This is a genomic window from Lysinibacillus sp. K60 (assembly GCF_019731275.1).
Classification (GTDB): domain Bacteria; phylum Bacillota; class Bacilli; order Bacillales_A; family Planococcaceae; genus Lysinibacillus; species Lysinibacillus capsici.
On sequence record NZ_JAASJR010000005.1, the window covers coordinates 152,222 to 175,992 of the forward strand.

21 protein-coding genes are annotated in these 23,771 nt (G+C 36.8%); 16 read left to right on the forward strand and 5 right to left on the reverse strand.

From position 1 onward, the window contains the following. Positions 1–27 precede the first annotated feature (27 nt). The 6 genes from HCH28_RS12605 (at position 28) to HCH28_RS12630 (ending at position 7,986) form a co-directional block, all read left to right on the forward strand. Entirely contained in the window at positions 28–3,129 is a 3,102-nt protein-coding gene (locus HCH28_RS12605; RefSeq protein ID WP_221681210.1) for a type I restriction endonuclease subunit R, read from the forward strand. Positions 3,130–3,142: 13 nt separating this feature from the next. Continuing rightward, positions 3,143–3,865: a M48 family metallopeptidase gene (locus tag HCH28_RS12610; protein ID WP_221681211.1), complete on the forward strand. Its 723-nt coding sequence runs from the start codon at positions 3,143–3,145 to the stop codon at positions 3,863–3,865. A 143-nt stretch (positions 3,866–4,008) separates the two neighbouring features. Then, entirely contained in the window at positions 4,009–4,998 is a 990-nt protein-coding gene (locus HCH28_RS12615) for a hypothetical protein (protein ID WP_221681212.1), read from the forward strand. After that, positions 4,988–5,890 carry an SMODS domain-containing nucleotidyltransferase gene (locus HCH28_RS12620; protein WP_221681213.1) on the forward strand — a complete coding sequence of 301 codons (903 nt, stop codon included), beginning with the start codon at positions 4,988–4,990 and terminating at the stop codon, positions 5,888–5,890. The genes HCH28_RS12615 and HCH28_RS12620 overlap by 11 nt, the downstream gene beginning before the upstream one ends. Next, a complete protein-coding gene (locus HCH28_RS12625) occupies positions 5,883–7,499 on the forward strand; it encodes a ThiF family adenylyltransferase (RefSeq protein WP_221681214.1) in 1,617 nt (538 codons plus the stop codon). Before HCH28_RS12620 ends, HCH28_RS12625 begins: the two co-directional genes overlap by 8 nt. After that, positions 7,477–7,986, forward strand: a complete 510-nt coding sequence (locus tag HCH28_RS12630) for an MPN domain-containing protein (protein ID WP_221681215.1) — start codon at positions 7,477–7,479, stop codon at positions 7,984–7,986. Before HCH28_RS12625 ends, HCH28_RS12630 begins: the two co-directional genes overlap by 23 nt. 42 nt (positions 7,987–8,028) lie before the next feature. Here the strand turns inward: HCH28_RS12630 and HCH28_RS12635 are convergent, their stop codons facing one another. Both HCH28_RS12635 and HCH28_RS12640 read right to left on the reverse strand, forming a co-directional pair. Then, positions 8,029–8,511, reverse strand: coding sequence for a hypothetical protein (locus HCH28_RS12635; RefSeq protein WP_221681216.1), 483 nt, complete (start codon positions 8,509–8,511; stop codon positions 8,029–8,031). Between the two features lie 70 nt (positions 8,512–8,581). Next, a complete protein-coding gene (locus tag HCH28_RS12640; protein WP_221681217.1) occupies positions 8,582–9,601 on the reverse strand; it encodes a hypothetical protein in 1,020 nt (339 codons plus the stop codon). 418 nt (positions 9,602–10,019) lie between these two features. On the opposite strand from HCH28_RS12640, the gene HCH28_RS12645 reads away from it, so the two are divergent. The 7 genes from HCH28_RS12645 to HCH28_RS12675 all read left to right on the forward strand — a co-directional run bounded on the left by HCH28_RS12645 (position 10,020) and on the right by HCH28_RS12675 (position 17,591). After that, a complete protein-coding gene (locus tag HCH28_RS12645; RefSeq protein WP_009373145.1) occupies positions 10,020–10,169 on the forward strand; it encodes a hypothetical protein in 150 nt (49 codons plus the stop codon). Positions 10,170–10,631: 462 nt separating this feature from the next. Next, the gene (locus tag HCH28_RS12650; protein ID WP_112116562.1) at positions 10,632–11,180 is read left to right on the forward strand and encodes a helix-turn-helix domain-containing protein; all 549 of its coding nucleotides are present in this window, start codon (positions 10,632–10,634) and stop codon (positions 11,178–11,180) included. A 137-nt stretch (positions 11,181–11,317) separates the two neighbouring features. Further along, positions 11,318–12,574, forward strand: a complete 1,257-nt coding sequence (locus HCH28_RS12655) for a hydroxymethylglutaryl-CoA reductase, degradative (RefSeq protein WP_036078712.1) — start codon at positions 11,318–11,320, stop codon at positions 12,572–12,574. Between the two features lie 3 nt (positions 12,575–12,577). After that, complete coding sequence (locus HCH28_RS12660) at positions 12,578–13,018, forward strand: hypothetical protein (protein ID WP_221681218.1); 441 nt, start codon at positions 12,578–12,580, stop codon at positions 13,016–13,018. Further along, a complete protein-coding gene (locus tag HCH28_RS12665; protein WP_004228168.1) occupies positions 13,015–14,370 on the forward strand; it encodes a tripartite tricarboxylate transporter permease in 1,356 nt (451 codons plus the stop codon). Before HCH28_RS12660 ends, HCH28_RS12665 begins: the two co-directional genes overlap by 4 nt. Before the next feature lie 19 nt (positions 14,371–14,389). Continuing rightward, entirely contained in the window at positions 14,390–15,286 is an 897-nt protein-coding gene (locus HCH28_RS12670) for a hydroxymethylglutaryl-CoA lyase (RefSeq protein ID WP_221681219.1), read from the forward strand. Between the two features lie 349 nt (positions 15,287–15,635). Beyond that, positions 15,636–17,591 (forward strand): AraC family transcriptional regulator, encoded by a 1,956-nt coding sequence (locus HCH28_RS12675; protein WP_221681220.1) that lies wholly within the window; start codon positions 15,636–15,638, stop codon positions 17,589–17,591. A 232-nt stretch (positions 17,592–17,823) separates the two neighbouring features. Here HCH28_RS12675 and HCH28_RS12680 read toward each other — a convergent pair whose 3' ends face one another. Continuing rightward, positions 17,824–18,555, reverse strand: coding sequence for a response regulator transcription factor (locus HCH28_RS12680; RefSeq protein WP_221681221.1), 732 nt, complete (start codon positions 18,553–18,555; stop codon positions 17,824–17,826). Between the two features lie 130 nt (positions 18,556–18,685). On the opposite strand from HCH28_RS12680, the gene HCH28_RS12685 reads away from it, so the two are divergent. Continuing rightward, positions 18,686–20,146 carry an amidase gene (locus tag HCH28_RS12685; RefSeq protein ID WP_221681222.1) on the forward strand — a complete coding sequence of 487 codons (1,461 nt, stop codon included), beginning with the start codon at positions 18,686–18,688 and terminating at the stop codon, positions 20,144–20,146. Positions 20,147–20,280: 134 nt separating this feature from the next. Then, a complete protein-coding gene (locus HCH28_RS12690) occupies positions 20,281–21,537 on the forward strand; it encodes an MFS transporter (RefSeq protein WP_221681223.1) in 1,257 nt (418 codons plus the stop codon). A gap of 71 nt (positions 21,538–21,608) precedes the next feature. On the opposite strand, the gene HCH28_RS12695 is transcribed toward HCH28_RS12690, so the two are convergent. Continuing rightward, positions 21,609–22,049 carry a cell wall hydrolase gene (locus HCH28_RS12695; RefSeq protein ID WP_004228176.1) on the reverse strand — a complete coding sequence of 147 codons (441 nt, stop codon included), beginning with the start codon at positions 22,047–22,049 and terminating at the stop codon, positions 21,609–21,611. Positions 22,050–22,181: 132 nt separating this feature from the next. Continuing rightward, entirely contained in the window at positions 22,182–22,736 is a 555-nt protein-coding gene (locus HCH28_RS12700; RefSeq protein ID WP_221681224.1) for an ECF transporter S component, read from the reverse strand. 178 nt (positions 22,737–22,914) lie between these two features. On the opposite strand from HCH28_RS12700, the gene HCH28_RS12705 reads away from it, so the two are divergent. Next, the gene (locus HCH28_RS12705; RefSeq protein ID WP_221681396.1) at positions 22,915–23,763 is read left to right on the forward strand and encodes a pyridoxamine kinase; all 849 of its coding nucleotides are present in this window, start codon (positions 22,915–22,917) and stop codon (positions 23,761–23,763) included. Positions 23,764–23,771: the final 8 nt, after the last annotated feature.

Below are 23,771 nucleotides of genomic sequence, written 5' to 3' on the forward strand. Positions count from 1 at the left end.
CTTCATTTATAGATTGGAGGTGGCGACATGTCCACTGAGCAACTTTATGATGAAATTAATATAAGTCAACAGCCTGCGCTTGAAGTGTTACAAAGCGTGGGATACACCTATATACCAACTGAACAAGCAGAACGAATGCGCGGGAATCTTCATAATGTATTACTGCGTGATGTGTTGGAAGATCAACTACGAAAAATAAATCGATATGAAACTAAAGGGATGGAGTATTCGTTTACTGAAAACAACATTCAGCAAGCAATTCGCGATTTAGACGAGCCATTAACGAATGGACTTGTAAAGGCGAACGAAGCAATTTATGAAACAATTATGTTAGGACGAAGCTACACTGAGTTTCTTCCTGACGGCTCAAAGCGATCTTTTACAATACAGTTTATAGACTGGGACAATATCGAAAATAACGTCTTTCATGTCGTGGAAGAGTTCTCTGTTGAGCGTGCGGACGGCAAGCTTGCACGTCCTGATATTGTACTTTTCGTAAATGGTATTCCGTTTGCGGTCATTGAGTGTAAAAAATCATCTATATCCATGAGCCAAGGTATAAGCCAAATGATTCGCAATCAAAAAAATGACTATATCCCGCAACTATTCAAGTTCATTCAAATTGTCATGGCGACAAATAAAAATGAAACACAGTACGCAACTTGTGGTACGCCGAAAAAGTTCTGGTCCGTTTGGAAAGAAGAAGAGCATGATTGGTTAGAGCGATTGTTACAAAAGGCTGTGACGGACCGTTTACCTACAACGCAAGACAAAAACATCATTTCAATGTTCCATCCAGCACGCCTTTTAGAGTTAACAGCATTCTTTACACTATTCGATAAAGATGTGAAAAAGGTGACGCGCTATCAGCAGTATTTTGCCATTAAAGAAATTTTAAATACAGTGGAACAGCATGATGAAAATGGTAACCGTCAATCAGGTGTTATTTGGCATACCCAAGGGTCGGGGAAGAGTTTAACGATGGTGATGCTGGCGCGCTATATTTTAACGGAGCTATCAGACTGTAATCCTAAAGTCGTTGTCGTAACAGACCGTGTAGAGTTGGATAAACAAATTCATAAGACGTTTAATCATACGCGCCTAAAAGCAAGCCGTGCGAACTCAGGTAATCATTTAATTGCATTGTTAAATGACGGCAACACAGATATTGTTACAACATTAGTGCATAAATTCGATACAGCGTCTGCAAAACAACAAGTGAATGACTCACGTGATATTTTCGTCCTTGTCGATGAATCGCACCGCACACAGTACGGAGAGCTTCATAACAAAATGAAGAAAGTATTTCCGAACGCATCGTATCTCGGTTTTACTGGTACGCCTTTAATGAAAAAAGAAAAGAGCACGATGATTAAATTCGGTAAGCTCATTCATAAATATACGATTGCAGATGCGGTGAATGATAAAGCGATTGTACCTTTATTATATGAAGGGAAAATGGTCGATCAAACAGTTAACAAGATAGCAATTGATAACCGTCTAAACATGATTACGCGCCATTTAAACGACAATCAAAAAGAAGAAGTAATGAAAAAGTGGGCGCACTTTGAGCGAATTGCTTCGTCAGACCAGCGCATTAGCATGATTGCATTTGATATTAATGACCACTTCTATCGCAACTATAAAACGCAAGGCTTGCAATTTAAGGCGATGCTGGCAACAAATAGTAAGATGGAAGCGATTCGTTATTTAAATGCATTTGAAGAGTTTGGAGATTTAAACTGCGCGGTCGTTATTTCTCCGCCAGATCAGCGGGAAGGTCATGATGCTATTGATGAAGAATCTCAAGATTTAATTCAACGCTTCTGGAAGAAAATGATGGACCGTTATGGCACTGCCGACGCCTACGAGGATGCAATCAAAGACGAATTTATAAACGGCGATGAAATTGACATATTGATAGTAGTCGATAAACTTTTAACAGGCTTTGACGCACCACGAGCATCGATTCTTTACATTGATAAGCCAATGAAAGAGCATACGTTATTACAAGCGATTGCCCGCGTAAACCGATTATATGAAGGTAAAGATTACGGTCTTATCATTGATTACCGTGGCTTACTTGAAAAGTTAGACGAAGCATTACAAATGTATTCAGGAGCAGGGCTTGAAAACTTCGATCCCGAAGATATTCAAGGCGCTATTTACGATGTCATTACAATTATTGGTGAGCTTCGTCAATATCACTCACAATTGTGGGACATCTTTGCGCCGATTCGTAATAAGTCGGACTTAGAAGAATATGAAGTGTTATTAGAAGACGAAGAACTGCGTAATGATTTTTATGACACGTTAAGTAAGTTCGGACGCAACCTTGCTATCGCTTTAGAATCCGAGCGTATTTATAATGCTTTACAGGAAGATGAACTGAACAAATATAAGAAAGACTTAAAATTCTTCCAAGAGCTTCGCAAAAGTGTTAAATTACGATACTCAGATTCAATTGACCATAAGGAATACGAAGCGAAAATGCAAAAGCTGATGGACCAATATATTTCAGCCGAAGACATTATTCGTATTACGTCTCCAGTTAATATTTTGGATCAAAAAGGATTTGAGGAAGAGCTTGAACGTCTTGGCTCAAAGCGCGCAAAAGCGGATGCAATTCGTACACGCTTAACGAAAAGTGTCAGCACGAAATGGGATGAAAATCCAGCGTATTATAAGAAATTTTCTGAGCGCATTCAGCAAGTAATTGATGATTATAAAGAAAAGCGTATTTCAGAAGCGGATTACTTAAATTCGATGAATGAATTGCTAAAAGAATTCCGTCAAGGAGAGCCAAAAGAAGATTATCCATCAATCATTAAAGATAATGGCCATGCACAAGCCTTTTATGGTGTTACGAAAGACCTTTTAACAATGAAGGACGAGCAAGTATCTTATGGCGATGAAGATTTTGCTAATTTAGCAATTAAGATGGATGCGATTATTAAGCAACATCAAAAAGTAGATTGGCATAACAACCCGCAAATTCATAATCGTATTGCGCAAGACATTGATGATTTATTGTTTGATTTCTCAAATGAAAATAATGTAACATTAGACTTCGACACGATTGACAAAGTGATTGAACAAGTAAAAACAGTAGCCATCAAGCGTTATTAAGGTAGTGAGCAATATGGAAAAGCACCAAATTCATTTCGGCAATCAGCCTATTGATTTTTGGATTGAGCGAAAAGACGTCAAAAACGTCAATTTAAACATTAAGCCTGATATGAGCATTCAAATATCAGCTAACGAGAAAGTACCGTTAAGTTTTATATATGACTTTGTGAAAAGCAAAGGCTCCTGGATTTTGAAAAACGTAAAGCAATTTGAAGACGTACTGCCACATAAACAAAGCGAACGTGAATATGTAAGTGGCGAGTCATTCAAATATTTAGGAAAGCAGTACCGCCTGCGCGTCGAACAATCGGCAGAAGAAGCGGTCAAGTATTTTAGAGGTTTTATATATTTACAAACGCAAAATCCCGCGAACTTTTCTAAAAAAGAAAAGCTAATGGATGCGTGGTACAAAGAAAAGGCATTTAAAATTTTCGGTGAGTCGTTAAGTAAGATGTCCGCATTAATGAATAAGTATGGCGTCGAAAAACCCGAACTCGAAATCCGCGTCATGAAAGCGCGCTGGGGATCAGCACAAATTGACAACAAGACGATTTTAATTAATACGGAGCTTATCAAGGCGCCGAAATACTGCATTGACTATGTAATACTGCACGAATTAATACACTTTAAGTACAACAACCACAGTGAAAGCTTTTACAATATGTTATTTACGCTAATGCCAGACTGGGAGAAGCGTAAAAAAATATTAGATGAAGAAATTGTGCGCGAACTTTAACAAACATCATGAACAGACATCCAGAATAAGTACGAAAGACAGTTTCTAAGTTTATTAGAGCTGTCTTTTTTTATGATAGGAAACACTAATTTTAACAGTAATGTCTTTATTATATGAAAATTGGATTTGAGGTGACGGAAAGATTGTCAAATGGAAACAAAATAGAAGAAGGAAAAGTTTTTTCTGATAGGGCAAATATAATTGGTAAGTATTTGTTAATCGTCATTTTAGTCATCAACTTGTTCTTTTTAATTTGGATTGGGAAATCAATTCATACAAAAGAAAAAATGCTTTTGAATGAGATTCATAATGTAAATGAGAATGTTACCGAGTTAGAAAAAGTTATTAATGAGGATGAAAAAAATAGTGCAGAATCTAAAAGTAAAGATGAAACAATAGAATTTTTAGAAGCCCAATATGATAAGTATATTGAATTTGCAGATAAGGACAGAGAGAGCTTTTTTAATTTAGTAAATCTCTTTTTTGTTGCTTTAGGCGTTTTAGTAACGGGGGCAATTGTAGTTATTTATTGGATGTTTGGACAGTCAAGGGATGAAGTAAGAAAAAATGCGAATCGAGAAATTGAAGCCTCCTTAGCAGGAATAAAATCAAGTGCTGAACAGAAAATAGGCTCATTAATTGATCCGAAAATAACAGAGTATGAAGAAAAATTAAATGAACTGACTCGTTTGCTTGATACTCAACATAAATTGAAAAATAGTAACATTCTATTAATTAGTAACGATAATCAGAAAGATTCATTAGGTAAGGAATTACAAACACGCGCTAAAGCTATTGTAAATAAAGTAGAAATTCACTCAATGCAATTTATTGAAGAGTTCCAGCAATTTGTAGAAGAAAATAAAATGGATATGATTATTTACCTCTATGAAGAGAGCTATGAAAATGAGCGACCAACTCTTGGAGTCTATCTGGAATTGTTAATTGAGAAGGATTCAAAGATTCCGATAATTATTTATACTGGCCGTGCATTTCTTGCAGGAATGAATTTGGAGTTAGCCAACCAATATCCATATTCTACTTTTGCTAATATGCCAGCAACTTTAACAACAAGTATTATTTCTCTCTCAAATATAATTTCATATGAAAGGAAAGATGAAGATGACTGCTAATGAGTATTTGAATCAATTATTAGATGACTATAAGTTAAGTGATGAGGAAAAAGAAGAAATTAAGACTAAAAGAGATGAAGTTAAAGAAAAGTTAGAAAGCCACTTTGGTTCTAAAATTGTAACGATTAAGTATTCGGGTTCTATTTCTAAGAAAACTGCCATTAGTTCAAGTAAAGACATTGATATTGCGGTGCACTTTAAAAAGGATGCATTTGATACGTTAGAAAAAATGTATGAGTCAGTATATGAGTTTCTTGAAGGTGAGTATGACAATCCAAGAAAGCAAAATGTTTCAATTGGATTAGAGGATGAAAATGTCGATGTAGTTCCTGGTAGGCGGTTAGATGAAGATACTTCAAATAATGATGTAAAGCTTTATAGAAGAGATACAGGAACATCCCTAAAGACTAATCTTGAAACACACAAGAACCATATTAAGGAAAGTGGTTGTCGAAAAATAATTAGGCTCATGAAAATCTGGAAATATAAAAACGACCTAAAATTTAAATCTTTTGCTTTGGAGTTATTAGTAATAAAAGCTTTAGATGGTTTTGAGGGAACAAGTTTAAAAGATAAAACTAAAAAAGTTTTAGAATATATCGAAGAAAATGTTGAAACTGTTGAGCTAATTGATCCTGCGAATTCAAGTAATAATGTTTCAGATTCAATAAAGAGTATTAATAAAAAACGAATGAAATTAAAGGCAAAAAGTTGTTTAGCGTATATAGATGGTATTGAAAGCGGAGATGAAACAGAACTATCTGCATGGAAAAAAGTATATAACGATGACACTACAGAAGACACAACTAATGAATCTAAGTTTAGCTTAAGTGGGATTGCTAAGAGAGATACGGCAGATTGGGGAGCGCAACCTCCAAGAAGGCATGGTTAAACATATGCGTTGGTATGAAAAAAATAGAGAGTTATATTTAAAAGAAAAAAGAATATTACAGTCATATGGATATGAGATTTATATTAAAGATGGGACTCTGGAATGCGAAGGTATTTCTTCGGTTAACTCTAAGTATCCAATAAAGATTATTTATTCCGACGGCTTTCCTTCATTTCCACCTACTGTAAAATGTGAAGTGAGTGAAGATTTAATATTGGTAAGACATCAAAATAAGCTTACTAAAAGCCTCTGTTTGTTTGGTTTTGCAAGTGAACGATGGAAAGCTTCTTATTCTGCAATAGAATTAATTGAAGAAATTGAAGAACTAATACTAAGATATTCACCAGAAACTTATGATGCTGAAGAAAATGTTGAAGATATTGTTCCAGAGCCTCTTATTAATCAATATGACTATAAAATGGGTGGTATTTTAATACCAAAACCTTTTGGAGATTTAGTCTTAGATAATTTTAATGATAGAAACAATTGTACTGTTAGGTATGACAAGCATCGAGGAATACTTGCTGACGTATGGATAGATGAAAAAAAAGTTTCAAGAGAAAAAAATTATGATGAATGGTTCAATAAGAAGCCTACTCTTAACGCGCAAATTTTTAAGGTTACAGAACATCCTCCATTTACAACTGAGAAAATATTTGAGTGGTTAACGAATATGCGCATTCAAATAAAAAATAAGAAAAAGTATTTTATATTTTTTGTTTTTGAAGACGATTGGGGATTTGTAGGTAACAAACGGATTAGCTGGGTTGCTTTGAAAATAATAGATAATAAAGCAGTTTGGGTTAGATGTTATATAATAAATGATGATGATTCTTTGATAAGAACTCCGTACGGCAAGGATTTAGCTCATAAGGAAGTTACTTTGGTTGGTTTGGGCTCATTAGGTTCACTTGTTGCAACATCAATTGCACAAGAAGGTATAAGAAAAATTAATTTGATTGATTATGATATTTTCGAACCAGCCAATTCAATTCGGCATCAGGGGGAACAACATATGTTTAGTTATCCCAAAGTAGATGTTGTTAAGGAAAGAATATTAGCATTAATGCCAACTACGTACGTCAATGTTGAGTATATAGGAATTGGAGGGCATAGAAGTTCCGAACAGTTAACTAAACTAAATCAATTACTTAATCGCTCAGATCTAATTATAGAAACTACTGGTTCTCATAAAGTATCTCATTATTTAAATAGGTATTGTTTAAGTGAAAATATTCCTCTACTCATAGGTTCTGTTACTAATGGAGCTTGGAGTTGTGAAGTAGTAAGAATTATTCCTGGCGATACAGGTTGTTGGGGATGTTGGAATATAAATTATGGAACTGAAATTCCACCAAGTGCACCATTATCCGAAATTCAATTTGCACCTGGATGTGATCAACCAACTTTTATAGGGGGGATTTCGAGTGTTAATATTGCAAGTGGACTGATTGTTCAAGCAAGCATAGATACTTTATTAAATATTGATACAAAAGATACTCAATATATAAGATGGAGCGAAAGAGATTCAAAAGGAAACCGTCACTATAATATAGACTATTTAGGAAATCCGAGGTCAAGGGATTGTGAAGCTTGCAATGGCTATTAAAAAGGTTTATTTTACAGAGAATTCTTTGAAAAATATTCGGGATGTGATTAGAAGATATGGCGATTTTACAGAGGTTGGCGGTTGTATCGTTGGATGTCAATATGGTGAAGAATTATTAGTAACTCATGCATCTGATCCAGGTAAATGTGCGAAAATGGAACGATACTCAATTGTAATTGATAATGTTCATACTACTAAGTTCGCCAATAGTTTGAATGAAATCTCTGACAAAAAAATATATTTTATAGGCGATTGGCATACCCACCTTTCAGATGATTTACGCCCAAGTAGCACAGATTTTAGGGCTTTGAAAGGTTTAAATAATTATGTCCCAAAAGCGTATAAAAATTTAATAATTTCAGTGATTGTAAACCACTTTGATTCATCACAAATAAAAGTATATAAGCTAAGTTCGAACTCTAAAAGTATGGAGGAAGTACAATGTGAAGTTGTAGAAAATCCAGATTGGTTAATTAGTTATATTTAACAATGGAAATAACCGCCGTTACTCCAAAAGGAATAACAGCGGTTATTTGTATTTATCAGTAAAGTCCGATAGTAGTTGCGCGATAATATCTTGAATTTTTAAATGTGGGAATTCCTTTTCGCAAGTGCGGACAAACTGCTGGTATAACTCTTCTGGCATACGAAATGTCTTTGTTGAGAGTTTTGAAGCAAATATCTTTTTATCAATTGTGAAGTCATCATTACGCTTATGTTTATCAATCATTGATTTAAGCGTATCTAAATTTTCGTTAAGAAAAGCTGTAAGTTCGTTCTCAAAGTTTTCAGCGGATGAAATCGCATTTTCATCACGTACGAATTTGTAGTATTGGTTCTCGCGCTTAATATAAACGAAATCATCCTCTTGCATTACTTTTGTGAATGTTGAGTATTTGATGCCGATGTGATCGGCAACTTGTTGCAAATCAAATGCTTTATTTTTTAATAAATCATTAACGAAAGTAACGCGGTCCTTATTATTAAGTTTAAGAAACTTGTCTTTATTCACGTTTGCACCACCTTTAAATTTTGATGCTATATTATAGACAAGTGCCTTTAAAATATTCCATTTATTAATCCTAATATACTTTAACCAAATCTGGATTCATTACATAAGTTACAGCGGTTGATTCAATAACAGGCTCTTTATTTACAACTAAATTAAACTTAAGGCAATAGAATATCCCAAATGGCGAAGCATATTTATATTTGGGCGTTGTATTTTTAGTATAAAAATTCTTTAGGTTTACTAATCTTTTTATTAAATTCAAGTAATTCATTTTATCAGGTGCTTTATCTAAATGGCGCATAATAGATTTCAGGGAAATAGTATGTGTTAAGCTGTCGCGCCCGCATTGACTATGAAGTAGGTATTTAATAATTTTTCTATCAGTTTCATCGAAGAATTCTAAAAATAGATTTAAATCAAATATGTCTTCGTTATAAGTGAAACTTTCCAAATGGATTTTTTCTTCGTAATTAACTAAACGGGCATCGGTATGGAAAAATTCGATTATTTCATTGAAATTCCCCTGATCAAAATGGTCGATAACGTCGTCAGGTATCAAGTGAAGAGTTTTGTTCGAAGCTATATAGTTTAAGCTTAAAAACTCTATATCGTTTTTAATTGCATCTATATAATCTTGAGAAGATAATGAATTTATGAACGGGTAGCGAATGAATAGCGAATTAATATCATTTTGCCAGGTATATAATTTGTCGGTTTCTGTTGTTAATAATGTTCGGTAATCTTCCGCGCTATATAAGTCGACAAGTATATTTGAATTAATGCGCGGTAAATTAAAAATAGCTTTTGCTTTGTGATTTATTTCATAATAGAAGCTATCTTTTATATCACGTGTATTCTTTAACTCATTGCTTACCCAGCGTTCTTTTAGCTCCTGCCTATAAAAGTTTTTCTTTAATCTCTGTACATCAATTACATTGGCATCAATTTCTATACAAGAATTAATTATGTCGGGAACGATTGATTTAAAAGGTGGTAAAGTAAGGGAATCTGACTTATTTAGATAATATGGGTAGTATTCTTCGTTTAGCATATTTATAATTTTATAGTAGAGTAATCGTTTATGTATCATGCTTATCAATCCTTTGTATTTATTTTTATTATTATAATACAAAGAAGTAAAATAATATTATTTAGATTTGTCCCCGTAATTTCACGTTTATGGTCAAAAGTATGGTCAAAATGGTTTGGAAGGCTATAAACCCTTGGTACAACAGCGTTCTACGACGACAGGGCATAGCCCCGCCGTCTCCATACATAAAGGATGAGCAATATTGTAACAATAAATAAGGATAAAGGTATCAGCATCTGAAAAGAGTGAGGATACAAATATTTTAAATACATTTGGCTATGAATGATTTACTAAGCTTTTACTGAATTTAAGGTTAAGAAGTGCACCAATAAAGGAAAAAGGTTTATATCAGTAAAATAAGGTATACTATATTTGTTGAATAGATTTCTTTAAAGGCAGGAAAAGTAGGTGAACCTAAGTGGGGAAATATCAATTGGATACTAAAGGTAAGGCGGCTGTGACGAAGTATCATGAAAAAAACAAGCCAGCCCAATTTGATAAAAAGCAGCAACTTGAGAAAATACGTGCGGCGTATTTGAAAAAGAAGCAAGAACAAACAGATCAATAATTTGAATGGAAACATAGGAAGACAAAAATCTCCCTATGTTTTTCTTTAACATAAAATTACGGTAGATTTTATTATTCTCCTAAATGGCAGATTTGATGACAGAAAACTTATTATCAGATATCCATTCCTCTTAACGTTCCTTGTACCGTACTACCCTAGAATTTTACCCCGTCTTCAGTTCAACTTAAGCTGATTTTGGCCTCTCAAAGTGTTTATTGTGGAGCATAATGCAACAATCTCAAAAAGTACGATTCGCGGGATTCAGCCTAAGAAGATGTGAATCCCATCACTATAATGGTAGAAGGGTGTGCTAAAAGTCGAGAAACTTTTAGCACACCTTTTTAGTACTTAATTGAACAGACGAAAATGAAGGAGTGTTATACTCCCGTATTTTTCTATCCATCATTTAAAAATATAGTATAGTTATTGTAAAAACCGAAATGATCGAGGGGACTGGAATAGATGAACTTACTAGAAGTTGGAGTAAAAATAAAGCAGATGCGGAAGAAAAATAAAATGTCTCAGGATGATTTAGCTTCGCAGATTAATTTAACGAAAAGCCATATTTCAAAAATAGAAAATGGCAAAGCGACACCGAGTCTGGTGACATTGTCTAAGATTGCTGAAATATTTGATGTGCCAATGGCTTGGTTTGTTATTCAGGATCAATTTGATGGCATTTCGATTGTCTCAAAAAAAGAACGCAATGAGACGGTTGAGACGAATGAACTTGGCTATCAATATGAGCTGTTAGCGAATAAGAGCTATATGAGCAATATCAATCCTTCTATTGTTACTGTACATAATGGGGCGGAAAATTTAGCTCCTTATACTCACGATAATGATGAATTTATTTATGTCATTTCGGGTAGTATCGTCTTGAAATACGATCATAAATTTTACAATTTAGAAGAGGGTGACTCTGCGTATTTTTCTGGGAAAAAGGAGCATATCTTTATTAATAATTCTGTAGAAAACTCAAAGGTATTAACGATTTATGTTGAGGATTAAATCTTTCTTTTAAACGTAAATATTATCGAAAATACAAATTTCTTGTTTACAATACTATTCAGACAATTTACAATTGGTGTAATGTTATTCAACTAAGTTGAATTATATTACACTTTTTTAATTTTGGGGGTATGGGGATGACTTCACGTATTAAGGGATTTTATTTACTTTCAGTAGAAGAGCGAATTAAGTTAATCGCTGAAAAGTCAAATTTAACCAAAGAGGAAGTTGAAGCTTTAAAAAGTGGAATTTCATTAGAGCTTGCTGATGCAATGGTTGAAAATGTTATTGGACATATTTCAGTGCCTCTAGGGGTAGCGGCCAACTTTAAGGTGAATGGCAAAGAGGTATTTATTCCGATGGCTACTGAAGAGCCGTCAGTAATTGCTGCGGCTAGTAATGCTGCCCGTGCAGCATATGAGTTAGGGGGTATTTTTACTTCCAGCTCGGGAACAGTTATGCGCGGACAGATTCAGGTATTAAATATTGAGGACCCTCATGCAGCGAGGGCGAAAATTTTTGAACATAAAAATGAGATCATCGAGCATTGTAATGAAAAGGATCCAACGTTAGTCAAGTTAGGCGGTGGAGTGAAGGATATAGAAGTGCACTTAATCGACACAGCAAAAGAAACAATGGTTGTTGTCCATTTAATCGTAGATACAAAGGATGCAATGGGGGCAAACGCTGTTAATACGATGGCGGAATCTGTGTCACCATTAATCGAACGGATTACAAATGGACGAGTTGTGCTACGGATTATTTCAAATTTAGCAGATAAGCGTATTGTTCGTGCGCGTGGTGAATTCTCGACAGAAATGCTCGGGGGGATAGAGATTGCGAAAAATATTGTAAGTGCTTACGAATTTGCAGATGCTGATCCGTATCGGGCTGCCACACATAATAAAGGAGTTATGAATGGTATTACTGCTGCGGTATTAGCATCAGGTAATGATACACGTGCTGTTGAGGCTGGTGCTCATGCCTATGCTGCTCGTTCTGGTAGATATCGTTCTTTAACAACGTGGGAGCTGAATAAAGCAGGCAATCTTGTTGGGACGTTGGAATTGCCATTAGCTGTTGGTATTGTGGGAGGGGCTACGAAGACTCATCCTGTTGCAAAAGCAGCGCTAAAAATTATGGATGTGCAATCTGCAGAGGAGCTAGCAAGCTACATTGCCGCAGTAGGATTAGTAGAAAATCTAGCAAGCTTACGCGCACTTTCAGCAGAGGGGATTCAATCTGGTCATATGCGTCTGCATGCGAAAAATTTGGCTGTAATGGCTGGGGCTACAGGCGATATTATTGATCGTGTTGTGCAGCAGGCGGTAGAAGAGAAGGATTTCCGTTATGATCGTGTTTTAGAGATTACAAACTCTCTGCGAGGTGAATAATACATGGCGAATACTCCATACAATGGGCAAAAAAAGGTAGAGGAAAAGAAGTTTATTGAAATTTTAGGAGACACGGTTTCTGGCAATCAATTAATTATTTCAATTATTTTAAGCGTTGCCGCAAGCTTTTTAGGCTATCAGTTTGGTCAGTGGGTTTTTCCAAAGTTTGCAGAACCTCAAATGATTAACTCTTATTCACTGTTAACAGGAATCACGGGTATTCTGATTGTTGTTGCTATTAATACGATTCTTTTTAAACCAAAGCGTATTTTAGTAGAAGATGAAGCATCTAGTCATTCTTTAAAGGAAGCATTTGAGGATTTACAAATTGATATAGACGAGGAAATACGCTTAATCGAGGAAGATCCGGTGACAAAAAAGGAGCTTGAGGATTTTGGTATTCTTTCTAGCTTACAAGGCTTGAAGGGAGCGGATAAAAAATGAGTATTTATGTAATAGCTCTTTTATTTGCACTTCTTGGTGCAGCTATCTTTACTATAATTGGACTTATTTCAGGTACAGATGAAACAGCAATTATGGTACCCATTACATTGTTAGTTATTTTGCTGGGAGCGCCTCCTGAAGGGGTATTCGCCTTTTTCATGGCAGGCGTGTTAGCTAAGCATTTAACACATGCTGTCCCAACTGCGTTATTAGGGATTCCAGGGGATACTACGGCTGTACCGTTAATCGACCATGCCAATACATTACGCCGTTTAGGCATGCCGCACGTTGCACTACGTAAAATGATTTCTGGCGGCGTTATCGGTGCATTTATTGCCCTACCAACAGCTGTACTGTTAGGGCAGTTTTTAGGTCAATTTGCCGACTTTTTTAAATCTTCATCAGGTATCATTTTTACACTTGCTGCTATTTTAATCGCATTCTTTTCAAAAGGAAAATGGGCAAGTATTTTAATCATTATTCCATTTGCATTTTTCATTAAAGCTTTAGATAGCGTTAGCTTCGCGATGCTGGATAAACATTTAAGTATTACATTCTTTTTAGGAATTGCGATTGGACCGATGTTTTGTAATATTTTAATGGCGGCTTCCTCTGTTGCTAAAAATGATCTAGCACGCAGTAAGCCAAATCAATATAATCTTGCTCCCGAAACGAAATCATGGAAAGGCTATTTCCCGAATCCATTTAAAATTTTATCGAAAAGGCAGACCATTTTTACGAGCATTACAACGTTTCTTTCCTCCCTTACATTTGTCTTCAGTCCTGTCGGGATGACGTCATTGATGGGAGAAATTGTAGGCTCACGTACAAAAGGTGCCTATAAAAAATCAACAACGAGTCTTACTGTCATGAATGGTGTAACGGAATCGACATATATAGCTGAAGCGATTATTCCATTAATTGCATTCGGTATTCCGTTAAGCCCAGTAGCACTTGGACCAGCATCACCTTTATTTAATGCACCACCGATTTTTACAGTAGATCCAGTTAACAACTTACACACGCTAATGTCTTCATGGGACTTTTTCATTTTTGGGTTAATCGGTATTAGTGTAGCCGCTTTAATTGCTTATCCATTTGCGATGAATTATGCACGTAAAGCATCTGTATTAGTATTGAAATATATTAGCCAGGAAGCAATCGTAGCAATGTTCATCGGATTAGCATTTTTGCTTGCCTATAACGAGGCACAATTACTAGGAGTAGTGTTAACATTTACAGTCGCAACTGTTGGTGGTTTATTAAATCGTATTTTAGGTGTAGGGGCCGGTGTGCAATTCATGGTATTCTACGCATCAAGCTGGATTATGCTACAGCTGTTCGGCATTTAATTAAAGGAAGTGTATCTTTATGACTTTACCAAAACAAGTGGAAATAAGAGAAGTTGGTCCTCGTGACGGCTTACAAAATGAGAAAATTTTTATTCCAACTGATTTGAAAGTGCAATGGATTAATTTAATAAGTGAAACAGGTGTCCGTCATATCGAGGTATCCTCTTTTGTTAGTCCAAAGTGGATACCAGCTTTAGCCGATCATCATGAAGTGTTTGAGCAAATCGCACGTGATGAAAAAATAACGTATGCAGCGCTTGTGCCTAATTTGAAAGGGGTAGAAGGAGCCATTCAACAAAAGGTTGATGAAATTGCGTTATTTATCTCCGCCTCTGAGGAGCATAATCAAAGTAATGTAAACGCTTCAATTAACCAATCTTTACAGAACTTAAAAGCTGTAGCTGAAGTAGCAAATCGTGAAGGTATATCGTTAAGAGGCTATATTTCAACTGTATTTGGCAGTCCGTTTGGTGATGAAGTAAAGCTTCAAACAGTAAAGGATATCATTGATGCCTATCTAGCAATGGGCGTTTCTGAAATTTCACTCGGTGATACAATTGGGGTAGCGGATCCTGTACAAGTAAAGGCTATTTTATCAGAGCTACTCACTCAATATGATAGTGATTTGTTTGCCCTTCATTTTCATGATACGTATGGCCGTGCTTTAGCCAATATCTTTGCAGCACTTGAGCTGGGGATTACAAAATACGACAGTGCTATTGGAGGTTTAGGGGGTTGCCCCTATGCCCCTGGTGCAAGTGGCAATGTGTCAACAAATGATTTAGTAAATTTCCTGCATCGTTTAGGTGTGCAAACGAATATTGATGAAGAAAAACTATTTACCGCCACACGATTTTTACAGCAGGCAATAAATAGACAGCTTGATAGTAAAGTGTATAAAGTGCAAAGTAATTAAGTAAAAGAGCACCTCTATAGTTAGAATTAAAATTAGAATTGCATCACCACTTGTTAGACACACTCTACCAATTGGTGGTGCAATTTTTTCTATGGGGAAATTTCCTAATGAGAAAAAATAGAGGTTGTTTTAAGCTATTTGAAATCATAAATAAATTACACATAACGGTTTAACAAGCTACGCTTAATAGGAATCCTTCATCTAGCCAGAAATGATTTGACTGTCCTTGACATATCTTGAAACAAAAATCAAAATGAGAATGATTATCATAAATAATTCTAATTGTAATATGCATGGGAAGGAGCAATCTAATGGACAGGATAGATAACGTTCGTTTCGTGGCAATATTATGAATATAAGCGAACAAATTCAACTGTGGAATCAAGTCGTCATTCGCGTACTGGACATTCGGGTAAAACGAGTTGGAGGTGGTGACGAAATTTGTGATTATGTAACACCAGCAAGCATGTTTATGTTTGTGGCAAATGGACGTGGTGAACTGTGGACAAACGATGAAGTATGGCTATCCGAAAGGTTTCATTTAATACATATCGGCAAGGGGCAGCGGATAACGGTTCAATCCGCTGACTTTCTTGACACCTACATGATTTTATACAATGCTTCTTTACCCGCTTCAGCATTGCGGGAGTTTCATATGATGATGCAAACAGACAATCCATTTATGAAAAGCTGGGCAGTGTCACCATCCGAACCGCTCGTTATGTTGGAGATGCTAGAAACAATGCTTACCGACTGGCAACAAATAGACAATGGGCAGTTAGACAAAGAGAAAAATATGAAGGATGTCCATGAATTGAGAAGACTGAAGGCCAAGGGGGAATTCATTCGTTTCGTACATGCAACGTTACAGGAGCAGATGGAGCATGCTCACGCCCCATCTCTAACAGAACAAGTTGTCCGCTATATCGCAAAAAATTATCGTGGTATGATTTCTATGGAGCAGTTGGCCCAGCAAATGAATTACACTCCACAGTACGTTTCGAGGAAATTCAAAGAGCAGATGGGATGTAGTCCACTTGATTATACGATTCGATTACGCATAGACTTGGCGCGAAAATTGCTGTGTGATACCGAAGCGACGCTACAAGAAATAGCTGCTTATGTTGGTTATCCAGACACGGTCTATTTTAACCGTATGTTTAAGAAACAAACAGGCATAACTCCAGGAGAATACCGCAAGCAATATCAGTATATAGGTTCGAAAGATACAATGAATAAGCCAAATTTGTCCATTGTTGCACCACATCCAGCAATGTATCATTTAAATGGTAATGATATTCATTATCAATTGATGTTGGGTGGAGGAAATGATATGGAAATTAGAAAGAAAAATCTATTAGCAATGGCACTATTGTGTCTGACTATGGTCGTATCAGGATGTGGAACAACACCAGAAGGGGCAAACGGAAAGAGTGGCGCAACAAAATCAAATCAAGTAAAGTCAGAGGCACCTGCCAATATCCAAATGCGAACAATTAAGACGGCACTCGGAGATGTAGAAGTGCCTATACAACCACAACGTATAGCAGCACCTGCCTATTTAGGAACCGTGTTGGCACTTGACGTCCAACCACTTGCATCTGATTTTTTATTGATGGAAAGCCCGTATTTAGAAGGGATGCTTGACGGTGTAACTGATGTAGGAGATTCGCTAGAAGCACTGGTTGAATTGAAACCAGATTTAATCATCACAAATATTAATAAAGAAGAAGCAGTGGACAAATATTCACTCATCGCGCCAACAGTGGCTATGCCTTATAATAGCTTTGAAACCATTCAGGAGGAAATGCGTTATTTCGGTGATTTATTAGATAAAAAGAATGTAGCTGAACAATGGATTACCGATTTTGAGAGTCGCACTGGTAAATTACGTGATGAAGTTCAAGCTGCACTTGGTGAGGGAGAGACAGTTTCTATCATGCAGGAGTATGATGGAAAGGTATTCTTATTCGGATCAAAGTCTGGACGCGGCGGTCGAATTATGTATGAAATATTAGGTGCGAATCCACCTTCAACTGTTCCAGAACATATGCTAGCTGAATCATTTTACGAGTTTTCTCTAGAAATGCTTCCTGAATATACTGGAGATTATTTGGTATTAACAACAAAATCAACGTTGGAGGAACTGCAGGCTGATCCGATTTGGGGTAACTTGCCTGCGATTCGAGATGGAAAAGTATACTTGTGGACTGAAAGTGAGTCATGGTTTAGAGATCCGATTGCTGTAGAAGGGCAAATAGACAATTTAGCTAAATGGATTATTCAAACTGCTAAAACAAAATAAAAGTATAGCAAAAGAACGACTGTAATAAATAATTATCAAACATGATAGAAAAGAGACATTTCGATCTTCGAAATGTCTCTTTTCTAATGTCATCTCAGAATATAGTGTAGATACCCCTATAGTCCAAATGACAAATCATATCTTTTTAATAAGAGAAGGGTCCAGTTTGTATAAGAGTTCAATGTCACAATATGTGGGTATCGAACAGGAAATTATTCTTTGGATGACCCTACTAAACATGATCAATATATTTCAAACACTTTGCCAGCAGTTGAGTACGATTGGTTACTTGAAATTTTCTATATAGATTTTGAAGATGTTTTTTGATTGTATTTTCACTGACGAATAATTGCTTAGCGATTTCTATGTTTTTCAAGCCTTTGAATACAAACTTTAAAACTTCTCGTTCTCGATCTGTCATTTCCAACACGATGGAGGGCTGTGAATAGCGATGTAGGGAATACATGTTTTCGATATTTCTTTTCAAATACACTAACTTTAAAATATCTTTTTCATTAAATAGCTTCTCTCCCGCTTTTCTTAAAAAGCCAATAACGGCTACGAGCCTATTGTCTATCCTCAAATACATGGCCATTTCATCTTCATAGCGATTTTCCTTCAAAAAAACTTCTTTATAGTGGGTTTGTTTTTGCAGGCACATCACTTCATTCCTACTCATTAGCTGAATGGAAGGCTGTGTATTTATATTTTGAGGGTGTAATGGATCAAAGTTTTTATATCTTTGTAAATAGTCATTAATCGTATGACTCTCTATATTAAAAAGCACAGGGGCGGTTAGCTCATTATTTGCTATTTCCCAAAATAACATATGGTGATAGCCGAGATGCTGACTAATTGTTTGCAATAGTTCATGTTTAAACCCCTCATTGCTTTGTTTCACATTCATATTCGAAATATGATAGCTCGCTTTAAGAATGTTTTCTAAATCATTTTCTAAAAACATGAAAACACCTCGTTTCTCTATTATGCATTTATATTCTACTTAAAACAGAATTATCCTTTCGGGTAATATATTAAATTTAGAATATTCAGTACATTATAGTTACAAGATTACTACTATACGAGGTGATGATATGAATTTACAAGAGTATGCATCCTATGACGGTATTGGGTTGGCAGAGCTAGTAAAATCAAAGGAAGTAACACCACAGGAGTTAAAGGAGCTAGCGTTAGAAGGAATAAAAAAAGTCAATCCATCCATTAATGCAGTTGTTAATGTGTTAGAAGAGCAGGCTGACAAGGCAATTGAAAAGGTTGATGAAAATGCGCCGTTTGCAGGTGTTCCGTTTTTAATTAAAGAGCTTGTGCTACATGCAGAGGGTGTTTCGCATAGTATGGGGAGTCGTATTGGAGAAAATACGGTTATACCCGTCGATAGTGAATTAATGGCGCGCTTTAGAAAGGCTGGTTTAATTTTAGCAGGTACTACGACAACACCAGAGTTTGGCTATAATGCAGCTACTGAAGCAGTTATTTATGGTGCAACGCGCAATCCGTGGAATTTAACTCATAGTCCAGGTGGTTCGAGTGGTGGGTCAGCAGCTGCTGTGGCAAGTGGTATTGTGCCAATCGCTCATGCCAATGATGGTGGAGGTTCTATTCGTATTCCCGCTTCCTGTAGTGGGTTAGTGGGATTAAAGCCAACACGGGGAAGAGTTCCAGCTGGTCCATTCAATAGCGAGCCTTTAAATGGTATTGCCATTGAGTTCGCTGTGACGCGTACAATTCGTGATACAGCTGTTTTATTGGATCAAGTAGCAGGCCCTGACTTAGGGAGCTATTCCAAATTAGAAGTAACACATGCACCGTATGGACAACTTATCCAGGAAACAGTGCGCCCACTAAAAATTGCTTGGACAACTGAAACAAATTCTGGGGCATTTGTCGATCCGGAATGTATAGAAGCAGTTCATAAAACAGTTCAAGTTTTAAGGGAGCTAGGCCACGAGGTAGTGGAGGCGCGTCCGAAATATGAACAAGCATCATTTACAAAGGCGACGGTTGCTATTTGGACAGCGAATATTTATCACATGATTCAGGGGGCTGCAGCGGGAACTGGTAAAGCAGTTTCTCCAGACTATATTGAAGCAGCCATTTGGAAATGCTATGAATATGGTGGTCAATTAAAGGCGGCTGATTTATTGGAAGCTATTCATACAAATGCAGTCGTTTCACGTCAAGTAGCAGGCTTCTTTGAAGACTATGATATTTTATTGAGTCCAACCATTGGCACACTTCCTGCTAAAATTGGTGAATTAAATGCCAACAATCCTAACATTTCGGCTGTTGAATGGACAGAGCAAATTTTCACTTATGCACCGTTTACAAATTTATTCAATGCTACAGGCCAGCCTTCCATATCATTGCCTTTAGCCGAAAGTAAATCAGGCCTACCAATTGGTCTACAAATGACGGGTAAATTTGCAGATGAATTGACGTTATTACAGCTAGGTAGACAATTAGAGGAAGCCATGCCTTGGAAAGACCGTCAACCAGCAGTACATGTCAGTGAACAGCCTCAGCCAGCAGTATAATCTAGCATGAACGCACTTAGTAGAGACTAGGTGCGTTTTTTTGCGGTCGTAATTTTCAAGCTTCCTCATAAGCAGGTTTTATCCTGACCTCGAACTCATATACATAAAATAAAAGCTAATAGGAGTAGTGATTATTGGACAAACAACAACATAAGTACAGATGGATTGTGTTTGTTGCTGTATTGTTTACCTATTTGTTAATGGCAAGTCAGCGAACTGCTCCAGGGTTAATTACAGATCAATTGATGGAGGATTTTGGGGTAACGGCATCGACAATCGGCTTATTGACGAGTATTCAATTTTTTGTGTACACGAGTTTACAAATTCCAATGGGGATTTTAGCTGACCGATTTGGGCCAAACGTTTTCCTCATCATTGGTGCCATCCTTACAGGTATAGGAACCATTCTTTACAGTTTAGGTACACATGAATTCATTCTATTCTTTTCTAGAATACTTACTGGTATAGGAGATGCCACCATATGGGTGAATATGGTGCTTATTTTGGCACAATGGTTTCATAAAAAGGAGTTTGTCCGATTAATTGGCTTTGCAGGTATGACAGGGAGCTTAGGTTTCTTATTGGCAACAGTGCCTTTTGCTACATTGATTTTTTTATTAGGTTGGCGAATCACCTTTTTCTCTACAGGACTTTTACTATGCTTATGTGGTGTACTTCTTTATTTTGTGCTTGTACAAAACACAAAACGCATTTTTTCAAAGGAATCTGTAAACATAACTAAAGAAATAAAACGTGAAAAAAGCTCCATATTATTACGAAGAATATTTTCAAGCAGGCAAGCATGGGCTTTATTTTTTTGTCATTTTGGCGTTGTGGGCGGGTATGTTGGCTTTATTAGCTCGTGGGCAGTACCATATGGGATCAATATGTATGAGATGTCACGGTCAGAGGCTAGTCAGCTAATTATGATTGGTCTAGTCGGAGCGCTTTTAGGAGCACCTTTAATGAGCTGGATTGCTGGCTGGTTAGGTACAATTAAGAGACCCTATATTGTTGTGCATATTGCGGTTTTAGTGAGTTGGATTGCCTTTCTTTTATTGAAAGGGCATCCGTCCATTTTCATGCTCATTGTCCTGTTCTTTATCATTGGCTTTGGCTATGGTGCAAGTGCTTTAACCTTTGCGGCAGTTCGTCAAACTTTCCCTTTAAATGAATCAGGCATTGTTTCTGGATTTGCCAATACTGGGGGCTTTCTAAGTGCCGCATTGCTGCCTATTATTTTTGGGTATATTTTAGATTATTTTCAGGCTGCTACAGGCAATGTAATTGATGGGTACTACTATGGCTTCATCTCGCCAGTCATATTTTCTATCATTGGCTTGATTGGAGTAATGATGTTTAAGGAAAAGCTTTTAAGAGTGATGGATTAAGTCATGCTATATAATATGAGCATAAAGGGGATACCTGCAATAGAGGTATTCCCTTTTTAACGTTGAACGAATTATCCCATATATACACTGGCACAAGTATCTGGAGCAGGTTCATAAAAGCAATGATTCTTAAATTGTCCTGTAAACGGCTGACCATACCATGTTGGGGGACATGGTGCATATGGATTGAAGTACCAGAGTGCATATTTTGCTGGATGTTCTCGCCAGAAATCTAAGTTTTGTTTCGCTAATCTTTTTTCCGTTTCTCTTGCTCGTTGGTAAAACATATTGCCTTTTTGAACAGCTTCGAAAGAATAGTTTCCGCCTTGTACCTGGTAAATAACCTGCTCAATCGTTCTTACATCATTGAAGTCTAAACAGGACGCCACTGCACGATTCACAATGACATTGCCCACGTAAAGCATACCTTGTTGACCTTCACCCTCTGCTTCTGCTCTCATCATCCTTGCCATTAAAGCAACGTCTGCATCACGGTATTTTACTCTTGGCATTTTTCCACCTCCACCTTATAGTATGAAAAAGAACGAGGCTAGTTTCACTTTATCTTGAAATTCGTTGCTTTTGCAGATCACTCCATAAAAAACACCATCTTTCCTGTTCAACAGCAAGATGGTGTATTTTCATTAAAAATTGTTTTTGAAGTATGGCGTTTTTTTCAATACAACACATACCGGGATGGCAATAACTAAGCCTACGATGTTTTGAATGACGTCCCCAGGAATGGATGCCAGCGGGGCAATCCAGCTGTTGAACATAATGGCTTGCCCAACATAGTAAACAGCAATCATCACGGGCATTGATACTACTGCTCCTAAAATATTCAACCCAAGATTATCACCTTTATGTCCTTTTGCCCAAGCAATTTTACCAACAATGAAGCCTTGTAATGCGCGTGAAATAATGGTTGTGGGTGCCCAAATTAACCAGCCACCTACGATATCGAATAAACCCATTCCAATAGCTCCAGCAAGTGCTCCTTTTTTAGGCCCAAATAAAATAGCGGAGATAAACAGCATAGATGTTCCTAAGTGGATAAGACCACCTTGCCCGAACGGTAGCTTAAGATTGATAAACATTGTAGCAACGAAAACAAGTGCTGCTAAAATGGCTGTAATGACTAAATCAAATGTTTTTGTACGTGATTTTGTATAGGATGTTGGCCTTTGTATATTTTGCATTTGTCTCTTCCTCACTATGATGAATATTTTGATGATTTTTACTTTAGCAAAGGACTGACTATTGTAAAAGTGTCAATTTCATAAAAAAGTTAAGGGTCAGTTTGAGGTTATTTTCGCATCTTTCGAATTGTGATACGATGGGGAAAGTAAAAGCAGGATCAGTTAGGTGGAATGTATGATGAAAAAAGTTGCTGTAATTCAAGATATGTCGTCCTTTGGTAAGTGCTCATTGACGGCTGCGATGCCTGTACTCTCTGTGATGGGTGTGCAAGCAGTCCCACTACCAACAGCTATTTTAACGGCACAAACAGGATATTCAAGCTTTTATTGTGAAGATTTAACGTCAAAGATGGACTCTTTTATTGAGGAGTGGAGTAAGCTTGGAGCTACCTTTGATGGAATTCATACAGGCTTTGTTACAGGTAAGGAGCAAATCGATAATATATTTCGCTTTTTAGATGTGTTTCACTCAAATAAGACAACGTTGCTTGTCGATCCAGTAATGGGCGATCATGGTGAGGTCTATAAAATGTTTACGGGTGAATTGCTTGATCGTATGAAAGCATTAGTAAAGCATGCCGATATTATTACGCCAAATGTCACGGAATGTTGCTTGCTTACAGGTTTATCCTATGAAAGGCTACTGAGCTATCAAAATGATACAGATTATATTCTTGCCCTTAAAGAGGCAGGTCAGCAGCTACAGCAAGCAACTGGAGCAAACGTCATTATTACGGGTTTGAATCCACCAGTAGGTGATACGGACAAGCGTTATGTTGGGAATTTGTTTGTCGATTCAGAGCGGTCTTTTCATAGTATCCGCAACTATAATGGTGAGAGCTATTCAGGCACAGGCGACCTCTTCGCATCCATCATGATGGGCGGCATGATGCGCGGACAAGATTTAATGGAATCAATGACACTAGCAGAAACATTTTTAGCTGCAGCGATCGAAGCTACTTCGAAGGAGCAAGTACCCCGTGAGGCAGGCGTGCATTTTGAAAAGTTTTTACGTATGCTGCTGTAAACGTTAAT

Bases quoted from the DNA above. Each gene is read 5' to 3' on its own strand.
- HCH28_RS12605 (WP_221681210.1), top strand. From the start codon at position 28: ATGTCCACTGAGCAACTTTATGATGAAATTAATATAAGTCAACAGCCT.
- HCH28_RS12610 (WP_221681211.1), top strand. From the start codon at position 3,143: ATGGAAAAGCACCAAATTCATTTCGGCAATCAGCCTATTGATTTTTGG.
- HCH28_RS12620 (WP_221681213.1), top strand. From the start codon at position 4,988: ATGACTGCTAATGAGTATTTGAATCAATTATTAGATGACTATAAGTTA.
- HCH28_RS12625 (WP_221681214.1), top strand. From the start codon at position 5,883: ATGGTTAAACATATGCGTTGGTATGAAAAAAATAGAGAGTTATATTTA.
- HCH28_RS12640 (WP_221681217.1), bottom strand. From the start codon at position 9,601: ATGATACATAAACGATTACTCTACTATAAAATTATAAATATGCTAAAC.
- HCH28_RS12650 (WP_112116562.1), top strand. From the start codon at position 10,632: ATGAACTTACTAGAAGTTGGAGTAAAAATAAAGCAGATGCGGAAGAAA.
- HCH28_RS12655 (WP_036078712.1), top strand. From the start codon at position 11,318: ATGACTTCACGTATTAAGGGATTTTATTTACTTTCAGTAGAAGAGCGA.
- HCH28_RS12660 (WP_221681218.1), top strand. From the start codon at position 12,578: ATGGCGAATACTCCATACAATGGGCAAAAAAAGGTAGAGGAAAAGAAG.
- HCH28_RS12665 (WP_004228168.1), top strand. From the start codon at position 13,015: ATGAGTATTTATGTAATAGCTCTTTTATTTGCACTTCTTGGTGCAGCT.
- HCH28_RS12670 (WP_221681219.1), top strand. From the start codon at position 14,390: ATGACTTTACCAAAACAAGTGGAAATAAGAGAAGTTGGTCCTCGTGAC.
- HCH28_RS12675 (WP_221681220.1), top strand. From the start codon at position 15,636: ATGAATATAAGCGAACAAATTCAACTGTGGAATCAAGTCGTCATTCGC.
- HCH28_RS12680 (WP_221681221.1), bottom strand. From the start codon at position 18,555: ATGTTTTTAGAAAATGATTTAGAAAACATTCTTAAAGCGAGCTATCAT.
- HCH28_RS12685 (WP_221681222.1), top strand. From the start codon at position 18,686: ATGAATTTACAAGAGTATGCATCCTATGACGGTATTGGGTTGGCAGAG.
- HCH28_RS12695 (WP_004228176.1), bottom strand. From the start codon at position 22,049: ATGCCAAGAGTAAAATACCGTGATGCAGACGTTGCTTTAATGGCAAGG.
- HCH28_RS12700 (WP_221681224.1), bottom strand. From the start codon at position 22,736: ATGCAAAATATACAAAGGCCAACATCCTATACAAAATCACGTACAAAA.
- HCH28_RS12705 (WP_221681396.1), top strand. From the start codon at position 22,915: ATGAAAAAAGTTGCTGTAATTCAAGATATGTCGTCCTTTGGTAAGTGC.